We start from the raw sequence: 24,948 nt of genomic DNA, 5'->3' as shown, positions 1-24,948 counted from the left end.
GTGTGTGCCCTCTTTTTCACTATTCAATTTAAAAATTAGAACAATGAAGAGTAAAGTTAACGAAATACAGATAAGTTACCGAGAAAAGATGGCAACTTTAAAATCCGAGCCTATCAAAAGTTCAGAGCATGCAGCAAAATTGCTTTATAAGAATTGGGACAAAAATACCATAGGGCTACAGGAAACCTTTAAAATCCTGCTGTTGAACAACTCCAACAAGGTCAAAGGGGTCTATCCACTATCCACCGGGGGCATTACGGGTACTTTGGTAGATGTGCGCATCCTGTTCGCCATAGTACTAAAGACCCTTTCCGTTGGGATTTTACTTGCCCATAACCACCCGAGCTATAAGACCGAACCTAGTGAAGCGGACAAAAGGCTGACCGATAAAATTAAACAGGCAGCTCAACTTTTTGACGTGAGGGTACTCGACCATTTGATTATCACGCCCAATGGGGAGTATTACAGTTTTGCCGATAACGGATTGTTATAACCCTTAAAAAGAAGCCATGATTCATTTAAATTATAACAACCTCGATGACGAAACCCAACAAAGATTGTTATTGATGTCAAAAAAAGACATTGAAAAACGGTTTGGAAAGCATTTAAGGAACTATGCCAAGGAACACTTTGTAAATCACCAAACCCTATTGGAAGAAGAAGCGATACGAAATCTATACAATTACAGGTATATTTTTAAAATCTGACGCATCAAATTGAACCAAATAAGCCCATTTATTATGATGGGCTTTTTTCATGTCCAACAAGTTGAAAATCGTATCTTTAAAGCGTTATACAACAACATTTTTTTGGTCATTACCAATCCCGATTATAGGGTGATTTGACTTTCCTTGAATGACCGAATCCATAGAAATGTAACATAAAAGGCAACTGACTTTTAAGTCAAGTTGTTCGGAAAATTTTGGTCCCTACGGGACGAAATTTGGAGAAGCAAGAGGGTAACACGCAGAGCGATGTTACAGTTATTTGTTTACTTATAAGGAATTGTTAATCAATACTTTGAAAACACATGATTAATTGATTGACAAGGGTTTTTACAGTAAAAGCGGCCAGACCGCCCATAAACAGGCAATTTTTTACAGTAAAAATGGAGAATACCTATGAAAAATACCGCTTTTCGGCCATCAGCATCAAAAAGAAAACGGCTGTGCGTTTTCGGGCATTTTCCCGTCTGGTGTCGCATTCCCATACCCGTACCCTAGAAATCGTCATGGACTTTTTTGAACGGAACGACCTTTCTCCCAACGATGACCTTGGCATCAAAAATAACCGGACCAACAAACGTATCAATGCAGTCATTGCCATCCTGAAGAACATCGAAAAACAACAGACCCTGCCCACCAAGGTCATGTTGGATACCCTGTTCCAGGAAATGTCCCAAGTGGAAGACCAAGAAGCAGAAGAAGGCTTTGATTTTGGAACGCCCGAACCTTTTAGCAGGGACAGGGAACTGGAGCATTACCAAAACCGCTATGAGGAAATGCGGCAACAGCTCGGTCAGTATAAAACCCGTATGCAGGATGTCATGGAACGAATGGATTATGTAAAAGGAACGTTCGGCAAAGGACATTTTAAACTGGATATGGGCAAGGATGAATTTGAAAAACTCAAAAAAGAATTATAGGATGTACATTACCATCACCGCACAGAACGTTAAGGGCAACTATGCCCAAAGTGCCGCCGATTTTGTGGCCTATCTCGAAAAGGAAAACGAAAGCAAGACCATAGAGGAACAGGAACACTTCTTCAATCAATTTGAGGAAGAAATATCCGCGGAAGAGGTCATCAGGGAAATCGACGGGAACACGGCCAAACTCAAAAAGATCGAGCCCAAGTTCTATTCCATCACCCTGAATCCAGGTGCCAGGGAGCTGAAAGCCATACAGGATTCGCCCGAGGCTCTGAAACGCTATACAAGGGAAGCCATGAAGGAATACGCCAAAGCTTTTAACAGGGAAATAAACGGGCGGCCAATCAATGTGGATGATATTAAATACTATGGCAAGGTGGAACGGCAACGCACGTTCAAAGGAACCGACAAAGAAATCCGGGAGAACCAACCCTACGCCACGAAGATTTTGAAATTAAGGAAAGAGATCGGTAGCATCGAGGCAGGACATCAATCGGGCAATATCCGTAAGCTGAGCAAGGAAATCCAAAAATTGGAGAGAGAAGCCCCGCACCAATTGAATGGTAAACGTGTCGTTCGGGGCATGGCCAAACCGGGACCACAAAGCCATGTACACATTATTGTCAGCCGTAGGGATGTCAGCAATCGTTTCAGCCTTTCTCCTGGGAGTAAGCACAGAGCCTCCGAAGTGGAAATGCACGGCAAGTCCATAAAACGGGGCTTTGATAGGGACACTTTTTTTAAAAATTCGGAAAAAACCTTTGACACCCTGTTCAAATATCAACGGAATTATGTGGAGACCTATACCGCCCGAAAAACCTTTTTAAAGGATCCCAAACTGTATTTCTCCATTATTACCAAATTGCCGACCAACGAAAAGGCCGTGGCCTTTAAACTACTTCAAAAGTCAAGGGTCAATACCTCGTTGTTGAGCATCCCTACCAATAAACTCCAGCTCACCATGAAGGCCATCAACCAACTGAAAAAAGGAATCGGCAAGGCCATCGAATCAGGCTCCATCGGGATATGAACTGGCAATGGGAACATATCGTCCTGTATATCGTCGTACCTATTTTGTTTGGGGGTACGATAATTTATGGTTTATTCTTTGCAGAACGGAAAAACCCAACGGATAAAAAGTACCGGGTACGTTTCAAACTAAAAAACGGTAAGTTCAAAATCGACAACATCCGCCGTGGGGCTTCCATCATCGGTTCGGCGGGAAGCGGAAAGACCGAAAGTGTCATCTATAATTTTTTACAGCATTTCAGCAATCATGGTTTTTGTGGGGTCATCCATGATTATAAGGATTTTGAACTCACCGAAATCGCCTATCCGTTGTTCCGGGAGAAGAATATAAAGTTCTACACTATCGCCTTTGACCAAATCCATTATCGTGTCAATCCCATTGCCCCAAAGTATTTGCCGAACGAGGAAAGTGTCAATGAAGTATCACGGGTACTGATGGAAAACCTACTGGAACAGAACCTTTCCGAAAACAGTGGAAGCAACAAGTTCTTTTCCGATGCTGTGGAAGGATTATTAAGCGGGATGATTTGGAAAATGAAAACGGCCTATCCCGATTTTTGTACGCTGCCCCACATCATCGCCCTGTTCCAATCGCTCAGCACCAAAAAACTGGTTGCCTTCCTGAAATCTGATTTGACCTCCCAAAGTATGGCCAGTGCCTTTATCAACGGTATCGAATCGGAGAAACAGACCGCCGGGGTAAAAAGTACGTTGGCCAATGCCTTTAAAAAAATCAGTTCCCAAAAACTGTTCTATGTGTTGTCCAAGGATGAAGTACCCTTGGACATCAACAACCCTGAGCATCCGGCAGTGGTTTCCCTGGTCAATCATCCGAAATATGATACTGCTTACTCCCCAGTCATCGCCATGATAATGCATACCATCATCAAACAGATGAGTGTGCGAGATAGGGATTCTTCCTTTTTGTTGATGGAAGAAGCCCCTACCTTAAAATTGCCCAATATGCACCGTATCCCTGCAACGTTACGCAGCTATGATATCTGTACAGTCTATGTGATGCAGGACAAAATCCAGAATGACCTACTATATGGTGAAAAGGCCAGTAAGGCCATTTTGAGCAACCTGTCCTATCAGTTTTTCGGGAAGGTGAACGACCCCGATACTGCTAAATATTACGAACGTTTTTTTGAGATTATTAAGACACCGACCAAGAGCATCAGTAAAAGCAGTGGAATGAGCTTTGAAAGCCGCATCACCAAAGGCGAAAAAGAGGTCTCCAAACGTAGGGCGGATGTTTTCTTTAGATTGAAACAAGGGGAATTTATCGCTTTTGCGGATGGGAAGGATAAACGGGTACAATTTAAGCTACAGCCTATTGTAAAGGAGACACCTAAACCTAATAATTGTTATGCCGATGATGAGATACAACTAAACTTTGAAAGAGTTTATCGGGAAATTCAGTCGATACTTAGAGATTGAACTTTTTAAAAAGAAAAGGAATCCCTTACCAAGGAAACCGGAAACATAATCAAAAGGGCAAGAAGAACAATTGATAAACAGGAACCTATTGATTTTTAAGAATCCAAAAATCATGTTTTCCTTTTTTTATCCAACCTTTTTACTATCGAAACATAAAAAACCGCCTGGGGAAACGTGATGCCCAGACTGAAAATGAATCGGCTTGTCCAATCAGAAATAAAGCTTGTTGGAACAAAACCCGAAATCAGACTGTTGACAAAACAAAGCGGAATGGCTATCATGGACACAAACCGCAATGTTTGTTTCAATTCCTTACTCATTGCTAAACTCGCCCGTTGTTAGATGTTCGCCAAAATGTTGGACAATTTCATTTATTACGTAATCTTGTTGCATTCTGTTGAATGCTGCAGTCGCATCTGAAATCAAAAATGTGTTGTATCCCTTTTCGTGTGCATCCCGCAAAGTACTTTCCACACAAACGTGTGTAGCATAGCCCACCAAATATAGGTTTTCGATTTTGTTGTTGCGGAGATATACATCTAAATTAGACCCTGTAAATCCGCTTGCGCCTACTCGTCCGGTAACCACAAACTCACCCTTAATAGGTTTTACGGTTTCATAAAATTGTGATCCGAATTCGTTTATCGGAAAAGTTCCCGCATTCGGTATCGCTTTGCGCAGGCCGCTTTTACCATTGGCCAATTCGGGATAGCCTTTTTCAAAACTTAATCCGACGTGGATAACTTCGATGTTGTTCTTTCTTGCGTAGTCCAGCACCTTTTCGATATTGGTAATTGAACTGTGCATCATTTCCTTGTCCGTGACAAGAGCCTTGTACAGCTTGCCGTCCTTGTGCATCCATTCGTTTTGCGTTTCGATAAGGATTAAGGCCGATTTGCCCTGTTCCTGTGCGTTGATTGTTGTTATCATTGTTAGAACCGTTACTATTAAAGAGAGAAACTTTTTCATTTTCCCGTTTTATTACTATTGCTTTTATTGTTCGTTTTCACTTACCCAATTGTCGTGCAACCACTTTTCGGTAATACGTTTTTGCAAATTGTTGTTCCATTTGATATTTCGCTCATAGGTGACAACCGAACCATCAAACCCGACGATTACCCATGTATAGTTATCTTGGGCAGGACGATAGCATTTGTATTTCATGCCAGCGATTATTGTTGGCATGCCATCAACGATAATTTCTTCGTCATGTCGTTCAATCCATAGGTTTTTAAGGTCTTTGGCCAAATCACTATCCAGTTTTAACAGGAAATCTTTGGCTACCTTTTCAGTTTCCGATTTGGAAAGCATCTTTAGATCGGCATATTTCCTATCCATATGGGTAAAGCCCAAAATCAGTTTTTCCTTTTCAGTAACCACAAAAGAGAAATGTTCCCCTTTTGACCCTTTGTTCTCTTGTTTCTCATATCTGACCATTAAAGCAGGGACGCCATCGACCCTTACCTTTTTAACCGATTGGAAGTGGAACGTTTTAGGAATATCTATTTTGCCTTGCAAGGCACTTATATAGCTTTGTGATTCTTCGTGTGTGAGGTTTTGCGCTTTCATTCTGTTTTGATTTAATAATACCATAGTTACGACTATCAATAGCAGTTTCATTTCATTTATTGTTTAAAATTACCATTGATTGTAAATAATCTACATTTTCAAATCAACTAACATTTTTTTACTTTTACAACAATTATTGTAAATAATTTACAAAATGAGCAAAAAGAATACGAGTACCGATTTATCATTCGACTTTGATTTTTTGGATAAAGTTATTGTAGGCATTGGCGAGGTTTCGCAAATAACCAACATCCCCACAAGGCAAATACGTTATTGGGAAGATAAAGGCATTATTACCAGTTTAACCGAGGAAGAAGGCAAGAACAGGCGCTATGATTACCAGAACATCAAAAAAATATTACTCATCAAGGAGCTTTTGGACGAAGGTTACACCTTGGACGCTTCGGCGGAAAAAGTAAAAAAGCGTATGGAAATGATAGAGGAAATGCTTAAAAAATTAAAAAGAACTTAAGGACAATTATTTTTTAAGATGAATCAAGAAAAAATAGTTTATCAAAGGAACGATAAAAACTTACAAGTCGAAAATAACAGAGCCAAAAAATTAATTCAAAGATTAAATCGTGCCAATATTGATGATGAAAAATCAAGAATAGGAATCATTCTCGAATTATTTGGAAAAACAGGAAAGGATTGTAAAATAGAAGATAATTTCCATTGTGACATTGGTTCTAATATTGAGGTGGGAAAAAACTTTTATGGAGGATATAATCTGGTAATATCAGATATTGCGAAGGTGACCATTGGAGACAACTGTATGATTGCCCCGAATGTAGGCATATATACTGCGGGACATTCCATTTCACCTAAAAACCGTAATAAGTACGGTTATGCAAAGCCTATTTCAATAGGAGACAATGTATGGATTGGTGGAAATTGCACCATTCTTCCCGGTGTGTTAATTGGGGACAATTCAGTAATTGCCGCTGGTTCCGTAGTAACGAAAAATGTTGCTCCCAATATAGTGGTTGCAGGGAATCCAGCTAAAAAGATTAAAGACATTGAAATCGGAAAAGAATAATCTAAAACAAAACTTTGTTAAAAGAATATTCCATATCGGACATTATAATATCTAACCCTAAAAAGAAGTATTTCTACGTTGGAACTTTTGAGGGAACAGAAGACCCTAATGTGGAATGGCCACATAGGCACAATTTTTATTCGATGGTTTGGTTCACACAAAGTATAGGAGTCAATGTAATTGACTTTGAGGAGTATGAAATAAAACACAACAGATTGTTTTTGATGCGACCAAAACAGGTCCATAATTGGTCCTATTCAAAAAATTCAAATGGTTATATAGCCGTTTTTGATAAGTATCTTTTAAAAGAACTGGTAATGAGTTTTATAGATAGTCCATTTGTTGATTTACCCAATAAAAGCACACAACTTTTAAAACCATTATTTGATAATCTCATTGAAGAGTCCAAGCAAAATGACAAATTAGGAGAGAAAACAATTGTCCAAGGCATTTCATATTTGCTACATCAATTAAAAAGACTATCAAATGAGCCAATTCATAACAAAGGAACCAATTCAAAAACTGTTTTAAAATTTTCAAAGTTGATTTCCAGCACTATCGGCGAAAACCTTTCCATAAATGACTATTCTTCCAAACTGAACATAACCGTTGACAAGCTAAACGAAATTTGCAAGGAAAATTATGGACAAAGTCCTAAAACGATAATCCTGGAAAAGAAAATAACGGAAGCCAAACGATTGCTCTATTTTACAGAATTATCTGTAAAGGAAATCGCTTTTAAGTTAGGGTTTGAGGATAGTTCCTATTTTTCAAGAATATTTAAACAGAAAACAAACCTTTCACCTACCGAATTTAAAAGTGCCTGAAATTTGGGAAAAAGTCCTGTAAAAGAACTTCTTCCAGCTGTTAGTTTTGCCTAAAAAAATGAAATATTTAACAGTTTTAGCACTCATTTTATCCATTTCAGTAAATGGATATGGGCAAACAGAAAATCAAACAAAAATGGACAGTACAAAAACAGAACGATTTAAAAGAGGTTGGGAAAAACTCAAGGAAATTGACGGTGAAGCTGGGGAAAAAGTCATAGAAAGTTTAAAGGATATTTCGCCAAGCCTTGGAAATTTCATTATAGAATATCCTTTTGGTGATATTTATACACGAAACGCTCTAGACCTAAAATCAAAAGAAATAGCTGTTGTCGCAGCATTAACAGCTATGGGAAATGCACAACCTCAATTAAAGGTACACCTTAATGGAGCTTTAAATACAGGTAGTTCAATAAACGAGATAAAAGAAGTCATTTTGCAGATGTCGGTGTATTCCGGATTCCCTAGCTGTATAAACGGGATGAATGCTTTAAAAGAAGTATTACAGGAACGAAGTGATAAAGGTATCAAGGATGATATAGGTAAATCACCGTCATATAACAAGAAGGATACCCGTCTTGACGTAGGCAACCAGGAATTGACCAAATTAGATAATACACAAGTAGAAAAACTAAAAAAAGCCTATGATGAATTTTCGCCAAGCCTGGTCCAGTTTGTTCTGGAATATGGATATGCCGATATTTTTTCAAGGGATAATTTAAGTACGAGGCACCGACAAATTGCTACTATATCAGCATTGACTGCAATTGGCAATGCTAAATCGCAGTTAAAGTTTCATATTAACGCAGGGTTGAATATAGGACTTACAGAAAATGAAGTAAAAGAAATAATGCTATTAATGTCAGTATATGCAGGGTTTCCTGCCGCCATTAACGGAACCAATAGTTTAAAAGAGGTAATAGCTGAAAAAGAATAAGGATCAACGCTGGTTGGCCGCTAACTTAAAAAAAGAACATGAAAAAAATTCTAATAACAGGAGGATTTGGAAAAATAGCCAAGCATTTTGTTCAAAACTTCGACCATCAATACAAAATCACAGTTGCAGATATTGTTACAAATAACAACACCTTTTCTAACAAAGTCCAAATCAAAAAAGCTGATTTGATGGACTTTTCAGTTTGCTCGAATTTATGCGAGGGAATGGATACTGTGATACATCTTGCAGGAATAGTTGACCCAATTTCAGAATCGGACGAAATTTTGGAAACGAACATAAAAACGACCCAAAATATATTTAAAGCTGCCAGAAACGCTAAATGTAGGAGACTGGTATTTGCGAGCAGTGCACAAACCATAGAAAGCTATTCAGAAGATATTCAGGTAAACAAGAATATGCTTGCAAAACCTAAAAACATTTATGGGGTTTCCAAATGTTTTGGAGAAGCCTTAGCTGCCTTCTATGCATATAATAAAGGGATTTCGGCAATTTGTTTACGAATTGGGGCCTACGAATTTCCAAAGGACTTTACCGAAATGAACGCACGGGATTTAAGTGCATTTTTGCATCCTGATGATTTTAATCAACTATTGATTGGGTGTATCGAGACAGAAAATATAAAATATGAAGTTTTGAACGCTATTTCAAATAACAGGTACAAACGATTAGACATAACTGAATCAAGAGAAATAGTGGGTTACTCGCCAAAAGCAGATGCGTTTGAACTTTTTAAACTAAAAAAATAAACATAAAAATCTGTCGTAAAAATGACTTGGGACATTAATATTCTTTAAAGCAATAATAAAACTAATTTGAAAAAAACTAAAGGTCCAATTATTTAACCAAAGTCCTACACTAAGCTATTTGTAACGCAACTGAATTAACACTACCTCTTTTCCTAGTTTATAATTACAAGAAATATCAATTGGCATTATGATGTACTAAACTAGGTATATTATCCTTTTCCATTTGTGTTTCACCCCATTCACGCAAATGGTTTATGAAAGGAATTAATTCTTTGCTTGAATCCGTCAACGAATACTCTACTTTTGGGGGAACCTCACGATAGACTTTTCTGTTTACTAATCCGTCCGCTTCGAGTTCTCTTAGCGTTTGGGTCAACATTTTTGTGGTAATATCTTTTATATGTCTTTTTAATTCCCCAAATCTTAAAATCTCATAATTTGATACATACCATAGTATACGCCCTTTATATTTTCCGCCTATTCTTCGAAAAGCATAATCAACAGCACAAATAGGCTCTTTTAATTTTTTTTGATTCATTTTAATATTTTAATTAATTGATAATCAGCAATACTTTCTTTTTAGTCGCTAAAGTACAAATTAGTAGGTACTTGACATAAATAAACTTAATAAATAATTTTGTGAAAATTTATATAATGGATAGAAGAACAGCAATAAAATTAGGTAGCTTATCAAGTGCAAGTATGGTTGTCCCCACTTTGACAGGATTTTCGGAAAAAAAATCAAACACTACTATTTTTCAAAAGAGCAATAATTTGAAAATAAAGCTCAATGAGATCGACTTACTACTCTTTTCAGATGGTCACGTGTTTCTAGAAAAACCACAACCAACATTCGCACCAGGTATAAAAGCCTCAAGTTTAGGCAACGAATTAAGAAGTTTACATCTTGGAAACGGCAATCTTGATTTAGCGATAAACATTATGCTTATAAAAACTAAGGATAGAACTATTTTAATCGATTCAGGAAGTGGAAAGCATTTTGGAGAAAACGAAGGTTGGCTATTGGAAAATATTCAAAATTCAGGCATAAAAGCAGAAGAAATTTCAGATGTTTTCATCACACACGGGCATAGAGACCATGTTGGAGGGCTTATTACAACTAATGGGTCTTTAGTCTATCCCAATGCTAACTACCATATGTCAAAAAGGGAGTATGATTTTTGGATGTCCGAAAATCCTGATTTTTCTAAAAGTAAACTGAATCCTGAAGCAGCCAAAAATTCTATAAATTTTACAAGAAGAATTTTAAATATCATCAAGGAAAGAATCACTTTTTTTAATTATGGTGAAACTTTATTTTCGTTTTTACAAACCGAATTAGCAGAGGGACATACACCAGGGCATACAATTTTTACAATCTCTTCAGGAGATAAATCAATTAAAAATATTGTAGACACAGTTCATACACCAGTTTTAATTGGAAATCCCGAATGGGGAACTCAATGGGATGTCGATTTTAAAAAAGGTATAGATACAAGGAAAAATGTTCTGGAGGATTGTTTTGTCAAAAATCAATTAACAATGTCCTCACATCTTCCTTGGCCAGGATTGGGCTATATTGGAAAAAAAGATAACTATTATTGGATACCATTACCTTTCGCAACTCCAGATGAAATTAGGCTTTAAATTATGAAAAGTCAAAAAATGAGGGCTAACTTAACGACAAAAACTAAATTGTTACATCGGTTTAATATAAGTAAAATAATAGTACTCTATAAGGATACCAGTTTGCCCTCTGCATACATTTTACCCCAATCGCACAAACTTTCTAGAATAGGAACTAGGTCTTTACCCTTATTGGTCAAAATGTATTCTATGCCTATTGGAACGGTATCAGGGATCTCTCGTTTTACCAAAATGGCGTGGGTTTCCAATTCTTTTAGTTGACGTCCCAAAACCGTTTCTGAAATATTGGGAAGCTCTTTCAACAGTAAATTAAAGCGGTTATTACCTTGGGAAATAGAATAAACGATTTGGGATTTCCATCGACCGCTTATCATACTTATGGCAGAATTTATTTCGCAAACCTGGAATAAAAACTGCTCGTTGATATAATTTGAAGATTTTAATTTTCTCATAATCAATATTTTAAATACTAACAATTTTGTCAGTTATTGTTTTAAGCGTTGGCTCTTAAGAACTTTGTTAAAAATACAAAATATGAAAGACATACTATTCCTGGCCACAGTTTGGCTAATGAGCCAACATTTATTTTCACAGGAAATAATCAAAATCAATTCAGAATACATAAACAATGAAACACCCATTTTGGTTCAGAAACCCAGTGATTATTCACAATCAAAAAAATATCCTGTGGCATATATGCTGCACGGTTATAGTGAAAACTATACACAATGGTCAAAGACCACCGATTTACAAAAATTGGCAAACGACTATCAGATGATTTTAGTTTGCCCTGAAGGGTTTACTACCTATTATCTCAACGGAACTGGAGGCAGACCACAATACGAACACTTCTTTTTTGATGAATTGGTACCTCTTGTTCATCGAAAATATAAGGTAGATAGCAAGAATATCTTTATAACCGGATTAAGTATGGGCGGCTATGGGGCTTTGAGCTTGTTTATTAAACATCCGGAATATTTCAATACGGCGGCTTCCACCAGTGGGGCATTGGAAATTGATTTCGAGAATTTCAAAAATATAAGTAACCTTTTCTTTGAAAACGAAAGAATGACCAACGATTTAAAACACCACTTGGGAAACCCCTCGGACAATGATTGGAACAGGTTTTCGATTTCAAATTTACTGGAGCAACATCCAGATTTTAAAAAGGGATTCTTTTTGGATTGCGGATTGCAAGACCCCTTGCTCGAAAACACATTGAAGATAAAGGAATTGGCATTAAGCAAAGAGCTACCCATACGTTTTGCCATTCAACGTGGAGGCCATAATACTGAATATTGGTCACAGTCAATAGTCTACCATTTCGTCTATTTTAAACAGCATCTAAATCAAGATGAGTTATGATAAAAAAGTTCAACGTAAACATACCACAATCTGAAATCGATGATTTAAATGAAAGGATAAAGAACACCCGATGGCCAAATGAAACACCAGATTCCGATTGGAAATTCGGCACCAGTTTGCCTTATCTAAAGAAACTCGCCGAATATTGGCTGAAAGAATTTGATTGGCGAAAAATAGAAAAGAGAATTAATGCTTACCCAAATTTCATTTTTGAGGTGGACAAAACGAAAATTCATTTTGTACATATAAAAAGCAGCAACCCCAATGCAATTCCACTTTTAATAACTCACGGATGGCCTGGTTCTTTTTTGGAAATGTTCAAAATCATCCCTTTGTTAACAGATAATTTCCATTTGGTCATACCTTCAATAATTGGGTTTGGATTTTCAGGAACAAGTGAAAAGAAAATGGTCGATTATGATTACGTAGCCGAATTATGGCATAAACTAATGATACAACTGGGATATTCAAGATATGGTCTGCAAGGTGGTGATTTGGGTGCCGGAATCAGTATACGATTGGCGCAACAACAGCCCAAGAGTATTATTGGGCTTCACTTAAACTACATTTCTGATTCGTATAGGCCTTATTCAAAAGAAAGTTTCAATAATGACAATCAAGAATTTTTGGAACGGTTAAATGACTGGAACAACAAAGAAGGAGCCTATGGAATGATTCATAGCACCAAACCCCTGTCGTTGGCCTATGGTTTAAATGATTCGCCTATTGGGCTTTGCGCGTGGATTATCGAAAAGTTCAAAGCTTGGAGCGATAATGATGGAACGATTGAAAAAAGTTTTACAAAAGAGGAACTGCTTGCCAATGTTAGCCTCTATTGGTTTACCCAAAGTATTTATTCGTCCATTAAAATCTATTATGGCATAAGGCTGAATCCTCTTGTTTTTAGAGAAAATGATTTTGTTGGTGTTCCGGTAGGCTTTGCAAAGTTTCCAAAAGAAATACCAGTGCCACCCAGAGAATATATAGAGAAAGGTTTTAACATAGTGTATTGGTCCAATATGGAAAAAGGAGGACATTTTGCCGCAATGGAACAACCAAAACTTTTTGCTGATGATTTGCAGTTTTTCTTTAAAACAATAGAAGTCTAATTAATTACTCAACCTAACGAAGTGACAAATGACATCGAAAAAATATTATCAAATTATAAAGGAGAAATATCTGAAATAGACCAGGATACACCATATACCTTAGCCAAAATAGAGACGGGCATCCATATTTCGAGAAAATTCCTTCAGGAACTTCGCTTGATATTAAGAAATGGGGAATTCAAGAACGGTAAGGATGAAATCAAATTCTTCAAAAGACAAAAGCCATATATCTACGGGCGGTTAAAATTCTATTCCAAGCTATATCAATATGTCACCCACAAACCTATGGGAAGCAAAAAATCCCAGCGTACCTTTATCGACTCACAGATTGAAAAACTTCAGAATTACTACCAAAGGAACATAGATTTTGTCCAGTACTATCGTGAGAACAATACCATTCTTGACGAATATTATTTTTTGAGGGGCAAGGACAATCCCGCACTCTTTTCCGATACCTCCCACTTTTATACCGATTCTGAGTTTTCCACCAGCCACGACAATGTCGTGGCAAAAATCATAGCCTATGATTTACTCCTGGTTTATTATGTAGGGGAACTCAATAGATTGAATAACAATAATGTCAATGAAAGCCTCAGAAGATACCTCCAAACAAACAATTTAAGCTGGACCGCCAATAAAATCGATTTGGTAGAGCTGATTTACGCTCTTCACAGCAGTGCCTCTATAAATAATGGGGTCATTGAACTCAGGGAAATAGCCATGGCCTGTGAAAAGATTTTCAATATAGATTTGGGCAACTATTACCACACCTTTGTAGAGTTACGGTCACGGAAATCCAATCCTACCAAGTATCTTGATAAGCTTAAAGAACTGCTGTTGAAACGGATGTCAGATTCTGACTTGTAAATACCATAGTTGCACCCAAGGTGGGGATTTAAGAATTATCGATGCACCCATAAATTTTGCTGCTGTTTATTAGTGTCTTGCCGCTATTCTTACTTCAAAAAACATCAATTCAACACAATAAATATGAGCGAAAAAAACACCCACCTTGGGTGCAACTATTGAAAAATATCCATCAAACCCCATCAATTTTGTAGAACGAAAGTCAAATCAGAAGAGAGGCCATCAAATTAGGTGACAGTAAGGCGATGGTCTCTTTTATTTAAACCGTTTTACAAATGGCAGCAACAATCATTACAACCGAAGACCTTCGGGAATTCAAAATGGAACTGCTCGATGACATCAAGCAACTTCTTAACAACCAGTCCGGGCATACTTTCAAAAAGTGGCTTAAATCCCCAGAGGTAAAAGAGCTTTTGGGAATCTCTTCCGGCACGTTACAGAATTTAAGAATCAACGGCACATTGCCCTATACCAAAGTAGGCGGTGTACTCTATTACGATTATGAGGAAATTATGAACGTGATGGAAAAAAACAAAATCCATAACAAATTCTGATATTCCTTTGGAGCAGATAAATTACATCAAGCACCTGAACGCCGTGTTCCTGCAATTCTCGAAAGACGGCCGTTTGAATCCCACGCACATCAGTCTGTACGTGGCTTTGTTCCAAATATGGAACAATTACCACTTCCCCGTTAATTTCCATATCAACCGGGAAGAAGTGATGCAGTTTTCAAAAATCGGCTCAAAAACCACCTACCACCGTTGCATCAAAGAGCTGCACCATTGGAAATATCTGTTATACGAGCCTTCCCACAATCCCTTTCACGGGAGCAAAATCAAGATGTTCAATTTTGGGACAAGTGATGGACAAGTACTGTACCCAAGCCATACCATTATCGGGACAAGCAATGGACAAGCGGTGGTACCTATAAACAAACATATACAAACAGGAATAAACAATACAAACGGGAATAAACTTGACCGGCCCAAAAATGAAAACGAGGTCATCATTTTTTTTCAAAAAGAAAATTGGCCGGAACTGGAGGCCAAAAAATTTTACAATCATTACCAGGGTATCGGCTGGAAAGTGGGCGGCAAAACAAAAATTATTGATTGGCAGGCCACCGCCCGCAATTGGATGCTAAAAGCCGACGAGCTTAAAACAGAAAAAACGGTGGTTGCAGTTAGCCAAAATACGGACAACCTAAAGACGAGTTCCAACAAAAATTATAGTGAGCCCCTATGAAGTTGGATAAACCACATATCATCATAGAGGGCAGTGTTCAATATACCTTGGGAACTTTTAGGAACAATGAAATTATTTACGATTTTGATAAAATGCTGGTTTATCTCAATGCCAAAGGAAAATTGCTCTTTGGCAAGAAATTCAGGATTTATGAGGAAGACCGGAACATACTTTTTAAGCTGTGCAATTATTACATCAAGGACGAGGCTAACTGCAAAAAGCTTGGTATCGATATCCATAAGGGCATTTTGCTTTCCGGTCCCGTGGGCTGTGGCAAAACCAGTCTGATGAAACTATTGCGCCATATCGTACCACACCGTAAACCCTATGAGGTCATCCCCACCCGGAATATTGCCTTTGCCTTTAACAATATCGGCTATAAAATCATTGAAGATTATGGGGATAAAAAATTCTACTGTTTTGACGATTTGGGCGTAGAACCCACTGGACGGCATTTCGGGAAGGACTGCAATGTCTTGGGCGAAATATTGTTGTCCCGTTACGAGTTGTTCTTGAACCATAACATCCAGACCCACGCTACTACCAACCTTAATGCCCAGGAACTGGAGGAACGGTATGGTAACCGAGTGCGTTCCCGTATGCGTCAGTTGTTTAATTTGGTGGCTTTTGATAAGGTTGCTGGGGATAAAAGGAAGTGACCTTATAATTAGTGTTTAACTTCATCCGCCAACCATACACCATACTTTTTCCAAAGTTCATACATAACTAACCATTCAGAAATCCAAGGAATAACATCAGCAAAATTCAAATCTAATTGCGGAGACAGATCCTTTGGGTAATAAAGGCATAAACTATTTCCAGGGTATAGGTGTGGTGTTTTTCCAAATTTGATTTGACTGTCATTCAACACATATACCCTTTCTTTTCTGCCTTCCTTATTTATGTCATATTCAACAAGGACTTCATATTCCTTTTTACATCCATTAGGCTTGACTTTTCCCTTTCCAAGTAATCTTCCATCAATAATTACCGTTTTGACCCAAGGAAAATTTCTATTCAAATATTCCTTTTGGATAAAGGCTGCTACATAATTTTTATTTAAGACTTTCTTATTATAGGCTCTTAAATCATATTCGACACCGCCATAGTTACGATTGGGCTTGCTGGGATAGCCATTGTCTTTAGAAATATTTCCTTGGTCATCAACATAACTTTTACCCGATAATATTGTTAGGCCCGCCTTTTCAAGTTCATTTCTACCGTTTCGAGATAAATTTTGAAGTTGGGCTTTCAAAATGGTTTTGGTTCTAGCACTTCCAAAAAGATCCTCAGCTACACCAAAATTACCATTTTTCAACTGTTCCCATTTCTCTTTAAAACTTCTTATAAAGCTTATGAACTGATAATAGTATTCTTTGTCTTTATCCCATTTATCAGTAAAATCTTCATCTTCATTTACTGGATTCAGGACTTTAATCCGTTTATAAACTCCACTACTTTCATAAAGTTTTTCATAGCTCGTGTATCGCTCCAAAACCCTATTAAGGACATTATCGATTGTTTCATAAATAGAAGGCTCGCCTTCATATAGCTCACCAAATATTGTAGTCAAAACAATACTAGAAGTTTTGTACTTTGGTTTCTTTTCAAAGAAAATATCTCGATATCTCTTAGTTAACTGTACCGCACGCTTTAGTGGTTCTTTTTCGTAGATATTCTCATCTGGTAAATCTTCCTGTTCTGCCTTAGCTTCAGATAGTGTTACAAAGTCTCCAAATGCTTTCCTCAACAATACAGGTTCACGAACGTCCTTAGCTCTGTCTATAAACCAATTAGCGTATCCTTTAGGAAAAGAAGAAGTCCAAGAAGCAAGCTCTTGGTCAGGCACCATAATTTTATCTTCGAAAGGAATGATTATACAACCCGGTAAAATATCCAAATGGAAATCCCCAGCATAATTTATCCTTGCACACCTGTTCTTTTTTAAAAGTTTAGGACTATATACTTCATTGTTACTAAAGACACGTATCAGGTGATTATAAATCTCAGAAGAAGTATAGTTCCTATATGAGTCTTTAATCTGAACAACAATGTCTAAGTCAAACTCATCTTTACCAATTGGTTTGGTAGTAGTGCCAATAGCTTTTGAGCCTTGTGGGTAAACTACAAAATCAACTTTTGAAAAAAATATAGGGTCAGCCTTTAAAACATCATAAATGGCATTGTAGGCCGTCTCCATTTTCTTTGATCTCGTTTCATCAAGTTCAAGCGATTCTGCAAGCCTAGCCAATAAGTCTTCTCGTTGGAAGCCATGTTTATTTAAGTATTCTTGAAAATTCATTTATAATATGTATTTAGTGTGTTGTCCTATTCTTGTTTTATGTTCATCGAAACATTCCCTTTTAATATCGTCTTCAGTAACAAAGGCATACTTCTCATTGAAATTATCAGTTTTAAAAAGCTTATTAAACTCCTTTGACTGCTTTGAACTAAGCTCTATCTGAAAAACATCATAAATTAAAGTATGATAAACTTCATTTTCGAAGCGAGTTTGCTTGCAAAGAATGTTTTCCTTTGTACGTAGAAATTCCGCCCGTATCGATTTAAAATTATCTGCATTTAAAATTTGAGTCTTAACGAGTTCTTCGTAAAACTCGCGCCACACTCCAATTTCCCTATCCTTTCTAGAATAGAACCAGTTGATTATTTGGGGGAGGAACTTTGCATCTACAAAAAAACGTAGATCCCTAGGGTTCTTTCCATCTGCTTTGGGGGATGCTTTCCAGTCCTTGTATAAATCTTTATTGCCGACCAATTTGTAAACTCCCCCAACTGGCTGGTATTGATTTATCTTAGAACCTTTGACTAAAAAATACTTTTCTTCTCCTGGTATTTTAATTCTCAGTAGATAACTTAAAGAAACATATACCTTTTTATTGGGTATTAACAAAAAACACTTTAATGCAATCCAAAAATACTTTCCCTGAGCCTTGGCAATTTCTACAATGCCCGTAAGACAACTGATAATTACGGCAAAGGCAGAAGCTACCAGAATTTCTTTATGGAAGTCATTTACATCTTTGAGAAACTTATATCTAAAAAGTAAATACCCGATTGAGATAAAAAGCCCGACTAGGTAAACGACAAAACGTTTTATGCTGTTATTCATCGTTAGACATCATTCTTAAAAAAAGTATACCTCCCAATATCGCCAAGCCTGCATTTACCTGATTGCTTTTTTCCTTTCCGTACTGAACCCAATTTGCATAATGTTCACAGTTAAAACCTAAATAGCTATATTTTTGTCCTAATCTTTGATAAGCCCTCTGAATAGCTTTTTGGACATCAAAATTATTTCCGCTAAACCTTCTAATTCTTACCGGTTCATAATCCCTTAAGAGTTCGTCAAGTTCTTGATGCGGAATAATTTTAACGCAACCCTTTAGGTTGCCAATAAATACACCCTTCCCTAAATAAACTATGTAATGATCTAAAACTCTACTTAGACCACTTTTTTTCTTAGCAACAATGACATCTACTGGATGTAATTGGTCGATTAGTTTCAACTGTTTAATCATAATTATTTAAATCTCATTTTTCTTTCCTGATTCCTTTAAATGGAGTCTTACTGGATGTTTTTCCATCCATAAACCTGCCAGTTTCAGAATCGCGTTTTGTCCAAACACCGGTTTTTGGGTTTTTAACTTGTGAGCGGCTTTTTACCGCCCCGTGCCTGCGGTTATCTCCGCTCTTGCCATTTGTTGCCATATTCAAAGTATTTAAATTACACACTAAATTGACCTTATCTATATACATATAGAAGGTTGGTTAACTAGGTTATTTGTAGAAACTGAAAAACTCAACGTGAAGAGTGAATATCTACCCGATAAGTAGTATATTCGTGCTGCAAAACATTCTTTACGATGGATTCAATTCATCTAAAGCATAAAGGCTGATGCCCTGAAGGTGTCGGCCTTTTTTATATCATTATTCTATCTTTATTTGCCATTAAAAAATTATAATACTGCTCATTTCTTATTACTTCCCTATTAAACATTTCAATAGATATAATTTTTATTTTCAGTTTATTACACAAAGCTATTTGAGATAACCTTGTATTGTCAATTACAAGAGCGATATCATTTGCTTTACAACAATGCAATAAGAATAAAAAGCCTTTACCAAAAACACTATTGATTAAATCATGTTCATGAAGGAAATCATCAAACCCATAGCAATCTAGCATTTCTATCAACTTGGATTCTTCACAATTCCTTATTTTTCCTTTTATATCACTACTATAACCTTGAACCTGTAAATGGGGCACAAAAATCTTATAACCATCATCCCTTATTAGCGATAATTGCCTGACGTCACTTAGTAAGCACAAATATTCTATGTCATAAAAAATGAACATTAATTGAGATTAAAATTTTTTATGGTTAATTCATTAAGTTTGTCTATGGGGATTCCGCTTAACTCTGATGCCTTATATTTTTCAATTCTATTTTCGGTTAAAGCAGTTCTTAACAATTCAAAAAATCTTTTCGGTTTTTCGTCACTCTTAATATATTCCCCAAAATCTTTCCTATCAATACGCCATATCTCATACTCGCTTATAATCCTATCTTTTGTATCATCATCTATCAGTTTTAGACTATTCATTCTATAAATGATTGACCTTATTGATATTCCATAAATCAATTTAATCTCTTTTAATTCTCCCAAAGAAATTGAGGTTCTATCTTTTCCAAAATAAGAATGGGCCGCTTCATCAACTAATAGAAAAGCAGCCGCAAATCGATTACAGAAATACTCTTCTTGCTCCTTGTCAATATTTTCGCCCAATCTCATTAAGATATGTGCTAGCTCATGAACAATCGTAAATCTTCTTCTAGTCGTCTCCCTTGTATGTTCGAAATAATCATTGAGTATGATTACAGGAACATTATCTACCCATGCACTAAGACCTCCAGAACCAGTATTCCTATTAATAGTAATAATTTTTATCCCTTTACTTTCAATAAGATTACAAACACTATCTATCGGTGAATTTCCTAATTTCCATTTTTTTCTAACTTTCTTCGCCGCACGCTCTACATCGGTATAATCAGAGATAACCATATCATCTATTGGATTCTCAAAATCAATATCATTTCCTGAAATAGTTTCTAATTCTATATAATTTTCAATAAAATTTATAACATCCTTTTTTATTATATCGGCTTCTTTATTTGCATCAAAAAGAGTATGTGCATCCCTAAACTTAATGGAGTTGACATCTAGACTATATTTAGGTATTCTATAAAAATCCCAAACATTAACAGTAAGAGCCGACGCAATATTTTTCAACACAAGATTACTGGGTTTAGTGGAACCGTTCTCATATTGTTGAATTGCAGCCTTGGAGACATTTACAAGTTTGGCTAAATCCTGCAATGACAAGTTCATTAAAGTCCTTAATTCTTTTATTTTGTTACCTATGTCATTCATTTGATATGATTTAAAACTAAATCGTATAGCAATAATACAAAAAAAATATTTTACTATACGATTTTTGGTTTTATAGTTTTCAACACTATGTTAATAAAGCACTTATGCTAACTTTATGAAATCTTTAAATATCTTATCAATAATCTGACCTAAACATTTCACAATCTCAACAAAGAACTCCTTCATAGTCCAGCATTAAAATAGTTATACAATCCCATTAAAATAGCCAATGCCATCGCCCTGATATTTTTTTTCTTCAAATAATAATCCGCTTCATCAGCATGGGTCATAAACCCCATTTCTACAAGTACCGACGAACAGTGTGCCACAGTTTCCCGAAGTACCTGAAAATTGGCAAACTTTACGCCCCGTCCCTTAAAACCGAGCTTTCCTGTGCTTTCGATTAAAATGGACACTCCCAAGCCAATGGACTTTTTGATATGTGGCTGTAGAGTTTTAGGGTCATGTACATAAACTTCCATCCCCTTTGATGTTTTGGGCAAAGCATTGCAGTGCAAGGATACAAATACATCCGCTTTGAGTGCTCTGGTCAACTGCCCTCTATCTTTCAACGAAATCAAGGTATCTGTATACCTGGTCAAATAGATGGCAAACCTCTCGTCAAAAATGGTTTTGTTAAGCACTATAATTTCCTTGGCTACACTCAAAACCACATCTTTTTCCAATGCATCATTTATACCTATTGCACCGGAATCGGTTCCCCCATGTCCGGGGTCGATGACAATCACTTTTTGCTGACCAAAAACAAAGCAGAATTGCAGGAGCAAAATCCAAAAACTGACGTTTTTGAAGCCCAGCCCCTTCCAAAATTTTAGAGTTATCAACATAGGCCCTTCAAATTTCCATACGATTTGATGCCAATTCGCATCAAACAAAAACAATCGGATTTAAAATTTATTTTATTCACAAATAACTGATTATCAATTATTTGAATTACAATATACAGTATTTTTCAAATATCAAAATCAAGCAAATTTTAAATCCATTTCATTATGAAAAAATCACTCTATGTAACCATTCTTTTGCTGTTCTTTTCAAGCACGACTTTTGCCCAAATCGGGGGCATCGAAGATTCCGTCAACGACGTTTCTGACACCATTCGTGCCATTTTCCCAATTATCCTCGGGGTTATCTTCCTTATCGGATTCCTATTCAATGCCGGACATTTCTTTGGTGAAAATGCCGATTTGAAAAAAGGGATTACACGCGTACTGGTCTTTGTGCTGATTGCCGGAGCCGTAGTGGGCATCTTCACCTATTTAATAGGTATAGTAGTGTAATGAAACGGTTCGAGGTCTATAAAAACATACGCAAGCGGGCGGTGATTATGGGGTTGCCCATATCCCTGTTCGCCTTGATGATGACATCCGTTATCGGCTCTTTACTGTTCATCATCTTTTCGTTCAGCTTTGTGGTCATCGTTTCTGTGTTCCTATGGAACGGGGCATTATATACCGTTCTGACCCACCTTACCAGAAACCCTGCTTTGATGCACATCAAAAAGGTATTTCCACAAACTATCAGCAATAAAAAAGGCAGTCGCTTGAATTATGAAAAAGATTAACCTATCGGCATACCATCCCATTTTGGACATCCAGGGCCATACCATCTTTGCCAACAATGGCAATGTGGTCTTGGGCTATCAAGTGGACAATCCCGAGATCTACTCCCTTTCGGAAAAAGATTTTGAGGACATGCACGGTTCGTGGTTTCAGGCGTTCAAATCATTGCCCGTAGCCACGGTCATCCACAAACAGGACATTTACCGGAAAAGCAATTATACGGCGAACAAGTTGCCCAATGATACCTTCCTTCAAAAGGCGACTCACGATTATTTTAAGGGACGTGGTTATCTGCAACATAGTTGCTATCTGTTCTTTGTTCTTCCGCACAACAAAGCTTTGAATGCACCAAAGTTTGTCAATCCATTCCGAAAGGTCGAAAAGGGCATCCATAAACAGATGGACCATACCGTAAAGGAGTTCATCGCTTCGGTGAACGATGCCGTTTCCTTTGTCAACAATAGCCGAAGGGTGTCCCTTATACCATTAAAAGAAAACGAAATCCTCGAACTGACCAATACTTATTTTAACGGGTTCAACGAGGGTTTTGATACCGATATCCAACTCAAGAAGTCGAATATTGAAATCGGTGAAAACCATTTTGATGTATTAGCCATCAATAGTGAACTATGTTTTGGCGATGTGGTGCAGAGCAGCAAGACAAATGACAGGTTCACTTCGGACGATTTTGTATTCCACCAAGGGTATATCGATGGATTGGGACTGAACATTAATGAAAACCATATCGTCAACCAAATCATCTATCTGGACGATAAACACAAATGGCGAAAGCTGCTCGATAAAAAAATCGAGGAACTGAAGAAGAGTTCCAATTTCGGTACACAGAACAAGGTCGTATTAAAGAAAATCGAGGACATCGTTGACAAAATCAATGAAGATGACAGTTCACGGATTATTCGAGGACATTTGAACATTGTTTTTTGGGATAAGGAGGAAGCACAGTTAGAAAGAATCGCTTCTAAAATCAAGACCGAGTTCAAGGAATTGGACATCGTGCCATACTACCCAAAGGGCGAGGAACGGAAAAATTATTTTTTGAACTCCTATTGCTGTTTCGCTTCCAACTTTTCCAACGAGGATTTATATGTGGCAGACTTAAAACATGCGCTTTGTCTGTATATCAACAATACTAATTACCAATCCGATGCCACAGGTGTCATCTTTAATGATAGGCAACATAACATTCCCGTGCTAAAGGATGTATGGGACGAAAAGAAGAAACGCATCAAGGCCCGGAACTTTGCCATTTTCGCCCCAACAGGCGAGGGCAAATCCTTTTTGGCAAACAATATTCTACGCCAATACTTTGAGCAAAATGTTCGGTTGGTTATTATTGATTTAGGTGGTTCGTATTCAAAATTTGCCAAGCTCTATCCCGATAAGCACATCATTTTGCGGTACGAGCAAAGGAAAAATCTGGGCATCAATCCCTTTTATATATCTAATGTTAATGATTTGACACCCGAGCGATTAGAGGATTTAGCAATCTTTCTTTTAGAGCTTTTAGCTTCCGGAAAGGTAACCACCAAAGCTGAAGAAGTGGCCGTTAAAAAAGTATTGAGGCACTACTATTTACAGAATAGGAACAGTACCCATTCTTTGGAAAATCTATACCGATTCGTCGATGCAAAAAAGGACAGCCTTTTGGAAGAGCTGCACATCCAGGAACAGCATTTCAATATCTATGATTTTCTGCACATCCTTTCGGAATATGTCGATGACGGGCTGTACAGTTTCCTGTTCAACGTCAGCGAAGACCAGACCTATAAAATCGAGGACAAACGCTTGATTGTGTTTGAACTGGACGAAGTGAAGGACAATAAGGAAATCCTTTCGGTAATGTTGAAGCTCATCAAGTCCGCTATCCAACGCACCATTTGGAGAAACAAGGCCGAAAAGGGGATTATCCTCTTCGATGAGTTTGCTAAGCAACTCAAATTCGGCAACGTACTGGAAAGCGTAGAATTCTATTATCAGGCCATCCGTAAACAGAACGGTGCCATCGGGATTATTCTGCAATCCATCAACCAATTGCCCAACAATTCCACATCGGCAAGCATCCTTGAAAACACTCAGGTCATTTACAGCCTCCGCAATGAGAAAGGATATGAAGAATTAAAGAAGAGGTTGAACCTCTCCAGTCACGACCTGAACCAGTTAAAATCCATCCGGAACAATTTGACCGGGGACAGAAAGTACACCGAGATGTTCATCAAAATAGGAAAGGAAAGCAATATTTTCCGATTGGAAGTACCGTCTGAGGTCTTTGCCGCCTACCTCACCGATGGACAGGAAAACGAGGCAATAATTGCTATTTATAACGAAACAAACAATATGGAAACGGCCATTGGCCGCTTCTTGCATGAATCACAATAATAATCACTTTAAAACAAAA

General features: G+C 37.2%; 31 protein-coding genes. 20 read left to right on the top strand and 11 right to left on the bottom strand.

The genetic code is table 11. From position 1 onward, the window contains the following. Positions 1-43 precede the first annotated feature (43 nt). The 5 genes from AB9K32_RS11915 to AB9K32_RS11895 all read left to right on the top strand — a co-directional run bounded on the left by AB9K32_RS11915 (position 44) and on the right by AB9K32_RS11895 (position 4,120). Positions 44-493: a RadC family protein gene (locus tag AB9K32_RS11915; RefSeq protein ID WP_369885298.1), complete on the top strand. Its 450-nt coding sequence runs from the start codon at positions 44-46 to the stop codon at positions 491-493. A 16-nt stretch (positions 494-509) separates the two neighbouring features. Further along, complete coding sequence (locus AB9K32_RS11910; RefSeq protein WP_369885297.1) at positions 510-707, top strand: hypothetical protein; 198 nt, start codon at positions 510-512, stop codon at positions 705-707. Between the two features lie 401 nt (positions 708-1,108). After that, a complete protein-coding gene (locus AB9K32_RS11905) occupies positions 1,109-1,645 on the top strand; it encodes a BfmA/BtgA family mobilization protein (RefSeq protein WP_369885296.1) in 537 nt (178 codons plus the stop codon). A gap of 1 nt (position 1,646) precedes the next feature. Then, complete coding sequence (mobB, locus tag AB9K32_RS11900; RefSeq protein WP_369885295.1) at positions 1,647-2,681, top strand: MobB family relaxase; 1,035 nt, start codon at positions 1,647-1,649, stop codon at positions 2,679-2,681. Then, positions 2,678-4,120, top strand: coding sequence for a type IV secretory system conjugative DNA transfer family protein (locus AB9K32_RS11895; RefSeq protein WP_369885294.1), 1,443 nt, complete (start codon positions 2,678-2,680; stop codon positions 4,118-4,120). The genes mobB and AB9K32_RS11895 overlap by 4 nt, the downstream gene beginning before the upstream one ends. 312 nt (positions 4,121-4,432) lie before the next feature. Here the strand turns inward: AB9K32_RS11895 and AB9K32_RS11890 are convergent, their stop codons facing one another. Both AB9K32_RS11890 and AB9K32_RS11885 read right to left on the bottom strand, forming a co-directional pair. Then, positions 4,433-5,089 carry an isochorismatase family cysteine hydrolase gene (locus tag AB9K32_RS11890; RefSeq protein ID WP_369885293.1) on the bottom strand — a complete coding sequence of 219 codons (657 nt, stop codon included), beginning with the start codon at positions 5,087-5,089 and terminating at the stop codon, positions 4,433-4,435. A gap of 24 nt (positions 5,090-5,113) precedes the next feature. Further along, positions 5,114-5,689, bottom strand: a complete 576-nt coding sequence (locus AB9K32_RS11885) for a hypothetical protein (RefSeq protein WP_369885292.1) — start codon at positions 5,687-5,689, stop codon at positions 5,114-5,116. A 154-nt stretch (positions 5,690-5,843) separates the two neighbouring features. On the opposite strand from AB9K32_RS11885, the gene AB9K32_RS11880 reads away from it, so the two are divergent. Genes AB9K32_RS11880 through AB9K32_RS11860 form a run of 5 tightly spaced genes read left to right on the top strand, consistent with a single transcriptional unit; the run spans position 5,844 to position 9,259 of the window. Then, on the top strand, positions 5,844-6,161 hold the full coding sequence (locus AB9K32_RS11880) for a MerR family transcriptional regulator (RefSeq protein ID WP_369885291.1): 318 nt from the start codon (positions 5,844-5,846) through the stop codon (positions 6,159-6,161). Between the two features lie 18 nt (positions 6,162-6,179). Then, entirely contained in the window at positions 6,180-6,728 is a 549-nt protein-coding gene (locus AB9K32_RS11875; protein ID WP_369885290.1) for a sugar O-acetyltransferase, read from the top strand. Positions 6,729-6,742: 14 nt separating this feature from the next. Next, positions 6,743-7,555, top strand: a complete 813-nt coding sequence (locus tag AB9K32_RS11870) for an AraC family transcriptional regulator (protein WP_369885289.1) — start codon at positions 6,743-6,745, stop codon at positions 7,553-7,555. A 58-nt stretch (positions 7,556-7,613) separates the two neighbouring features. Further along, on the top strand, positions 7,614-8,492 hold the full coding sequence (locus tag AB9K32_RS11865; RefSeq protein ID WP_369885288.1) for a carboxymuconolactone decarboxylase family protein: 879 nt from the start codon (positions 7,614-7,616) through the stop codon (positions 8,490-8,492). 38 nt (positions 8,493-8,530) lie between these two features. Beyond that, positions 8,531-9,259 (top strand): NAD-dependent epimerase/dehydratase family protein, encoded by a 729-nt coding sequence (locus AB9K32_RS11860; protein ID WP_369885287.1) that lies wholly within the window; start codon positions 8,531-8,533, stop codon positions 9,257-9,259. A 175-nt stretch (positions 9,260-9,434) separates the two neighbouring features. Here the strand turns inward: AB9K32_RS11860 and AB9K32_RS11855 are convergent, their stop codons facing one another. Then, the gene (locus AB9K32_RS11855; protein WP_369885286.1) at positions 9,435-9,797 is read right to left on the bottom strand and encodes a winged helix-turn-helix transcriptional regulator; all 363 of its coding nucleotides are present in this window, start codon (positions 9,795-9,797) and stop codon (positions 9,435-9,437) included. Positions 9,798-9,913: 116 nt separating this feature from the next. Between AB9K32_RS11855 and AB9K32_RS11850 the strand changes: the two genes are divergently transcribed. After that, on the top strand, positions 9,914-10,906 hold the full coding sequence (locus AB9K32_RS11850; protein ID WP_369885285.1) for an MBL fold metallo-hydrolase: 993 nt from the start codon (positions 9,914-9,916) through the stop codon (positions 10,904-10,906). An 86-nt stretch (positions 10,907-10,992) separates the two neighbouring features. Here AB9K32_RS11850 and AB9K32_RS11845 read toward each other — a convergent pair whose 3' ends face one another. Next, positions 10,993-11,358, bottom strand: coding sequence for a winged helix-turn-helix transcriptional regulator (locus AB9K32_RS11845; protein WP_369885284.1), 366 nt, complete (start codon positions 11,356-11,358; stop codon positions 10,993-10,995). 82 nt (positions 11,359-11,440) lie between these two features. On the opposite strand from AB9K32_RS11845, the gene AB9K32_RS11840 reads away from it, so the two are divergent. The 6 genes from AB9K32_RS11840 to AB9K32_RS11815 all read left to right on the top strand — a co-directional run bounded on the left by AB9K32_RS11840 (position 11,441) and on the right by AB9K32_RS11815 (position 16,154). After that, positions 11,441-12,271: an alpha/beta hydrolase gene (locus tag AB9K32_RS11840; protein ID WP_369885283.1), complete on the top strand. Its 831-nt coding sequence runs from the start codon at positions 11,441-11,443 to the stop codon at positions 12,269-12,271. After that, positions 12,268-13,380 (top strand): epoxide hydrolase family protein, encoded by a 1,113-nt coding sequence (locus tag AB9K32_RS11835; protein WP_369885282.1) that lies wholly within the window; start codon positions 12,268-12,270, stop codon positions 13,378-13,380. The genes AB9K32_RS11840 and AB9K32_RS11835 overlap by 4 nt, the downstream gene beginning before the upstream one ends. Positions 13,381-13,401: 21 nt before the next feature. Next, a complete protein-coding gene (locus tag AB9K32_RS11830; protein ID WP_369885281.1) occupies positions 13,402-14,247 on the top strand; it encodes an RteC domain-containing protein in 846 nt (281 codons plus the stop codon). A gap of 275 nt (positions 14,248-14,522) precedes the next feature. After that, the gene (locus AB9K32_RS11825) at positions 14,523-14,801 is read left to right on the top strand and encodes a helix-turn-helix domain-containing protein (protein ID WP_207036613.1); all 279 of its coding nucleotides are present in this window, start codon (positions 14,523-14,525) and stop codon (positions 14,799-14,801) included. Between the two features lie 7 nt (positions 14,802-14,808). Next, complete coding sequence (locus AB9K32_RS11820; RefSeq protein ID WP_369885280.1) at positions 14,809-15,495, top strand: hypothetical protein; 687 nt, start codon at positions 14,809-14,811, stop codon at positions 15,493-15,495. Then, positions 15,492-16,154 (top strand): ATPase, encoded by a 663-nt coding sequence (locus tag AB9K32_RS11815; RefSeq protein WP_369885279.1) that lies wholly within the window; start codon positions 15,492-15,494, stop codon positions 16,152-16,154. Before AB9K32_RS11820 ends, AB9K32_RS11815 begins: the two co-directional genes overlap by 4 nt. 8 nt (positions 16,155-16,162) lie before the next feature. On the opposite strand, the gene AB9K32_RS11810 is transcribed toward AB9K32_RS11815, so the two are convergent. From AB9K32_RS11810 to AB9K32_RS11780, 7 genes are all read right to left on the bottom strand, one after another. Beyond that, positions 16,163-17,797, bottom strand: a complete 1,635-nt coding sequence (locus AB9K32_RS11810) for a nucleotidyltransferase (protein ID WP_369885278.1) — start codon at positions 17,795-17,797, stop codon at positions 16,163-16,165. Then, positions 17,798-18,625 carry a hypothetical protein gene (locus AB9K32_RS11805; protein ID WP_369885277.1) on the bottom strand — a complete coding sequence of 276 codons (828 nt, stop codon included), beginning with the start codon at positions 18,623-18,625 and terminating at the stop codon, positions 17,798-17,800. Beyond that, positions 18,618-19,022 carry a lecithin retinol acyltransferase family protein gene (locus tag AB9K32_RS11800; protein WP_369885276.1) on the bottom strand — a complete coding sequence of 135 codons (405 nt, stop codon included), beginning with the start codon at positions 19,020-19,022 and terminating at the stop codon, positions 18,618-18,620. The genes AB9K32_RS11805 and AB9K32_RS11800 overlap by 8 nt, the downstream gene beginning before the upstream one ends. 25 nt (positions 19,023-19,047) lie before the next feature. Further along, positions 19,048-19,224, bottom strand: coding sequence for a hypothetical protein (locus tag AB9K32_RS11795; protein ID WP_369885275.1), 177 nt, complete (start codon positions 19,222-19,224; stop codon positions 19,048-19,050). 211 nt (positions 19,225-19,435) lie between these two features. Continuing rightward, on the bottom strand, positions 19,436-19,873 hold the full coding sequence (locus AB9K32_RS11790) for a hypothetical protein (RefSeq protein WP_369885274.1): 438 nt from the start codon (positions 19,871-19,873) through the stop codon (positions 19,436-19,438). Beyond that, positions 19,873-20,949, bottom strand: a complete 1,077-nt coding sequence (locus AB9K32_RS11785) for a helix-turn-helix domain-containing protein (protein WP_369885273.1) — start codon at positions 20,947-20,949, stop codon at positions 19,873-19,875. Before AB9K32_RS11785 ends, AB9K32_RS11790 begins: the two co-directional genes overlap by 1 nt. Before the next feature lie 182 nt (positions 20,950-21,131). Beyond that, a complete protein-coding gene (locus tag AB9K32_RS11780) occupies positions 21,132-21,698 on the bottom strand; it encodes an N-acetylmuramoyl-L-alanine amidase (protein WP_369885272.1) in 567 nt (188 codons plus the stop codon). A gap of 264 nt (positions 21,699-21,962) precedes the next feature. Between AB9K32_RS11780 and AB9K32_RS11775 the strand changes: the two genes are divergently transcribed. Genes AB9K32_RS11775 through AB9K32_RS11765 form a run of 3 tightly spaced genes read left to right on the top strand, consistent with a single transcriptional unit; the run spans position 21,963 to position 24,929 of the window. Beyond that, complete coding sequence (locus tag AB9K32_RS11775; RefSeq protein ID WP_369885271.1) at positions 21,963-22,250, top strand: hypothetical protein; 288 nt, start codon at positions 21,963-21,965, stop codon at positions 22,248-22,250. Further along, positions 22,250-22,534, top strand: coding sequence for a hypothetical protein (locus AB9K32_RS11770; RefSeq protein ID WP_369885270.1), 285 nt, complete (start codon positions 22,250-22,252; stop codon positions 22,532-22,534). Before AB9K32_RS11775 ends, AB9K32_RS11770 begins: the two co-directional genes overlap by 1 nt. Beyond that, positions 22,521-24,929 (top strand): TraG family conjugative transposon ATPase, encoded by a 2,409-nt coding sequence (locus AB9K32_RS11765; RefSeq protein WP_369885269.1) that lies wholly within the window; start codon positions 22,521-22,523, stop codon positions 24,927-24,929. Before AB9K32_RS11770 ends, AB9K32_RS11765 begins: the two co-directional genes overlap by 14 nt. Positions 24,930-24,948 lie beyond the last annotated feature (19 nt).

Origin of the sequence: Allomuricauda sp. XS_ASV26 (genome assembly GCF_041224615.1) — a bacterium.
Taxonomy (GTDB): Bacteria; Bacteroidota; Bacteroidia; order Flavobacteriales; family Flavobacteriaceae; genus Flagellimonas; species Flagellimonas alginolytica.
This window is presented reverse-complemented; position numbering and strand designations above follow the sequence as displayed.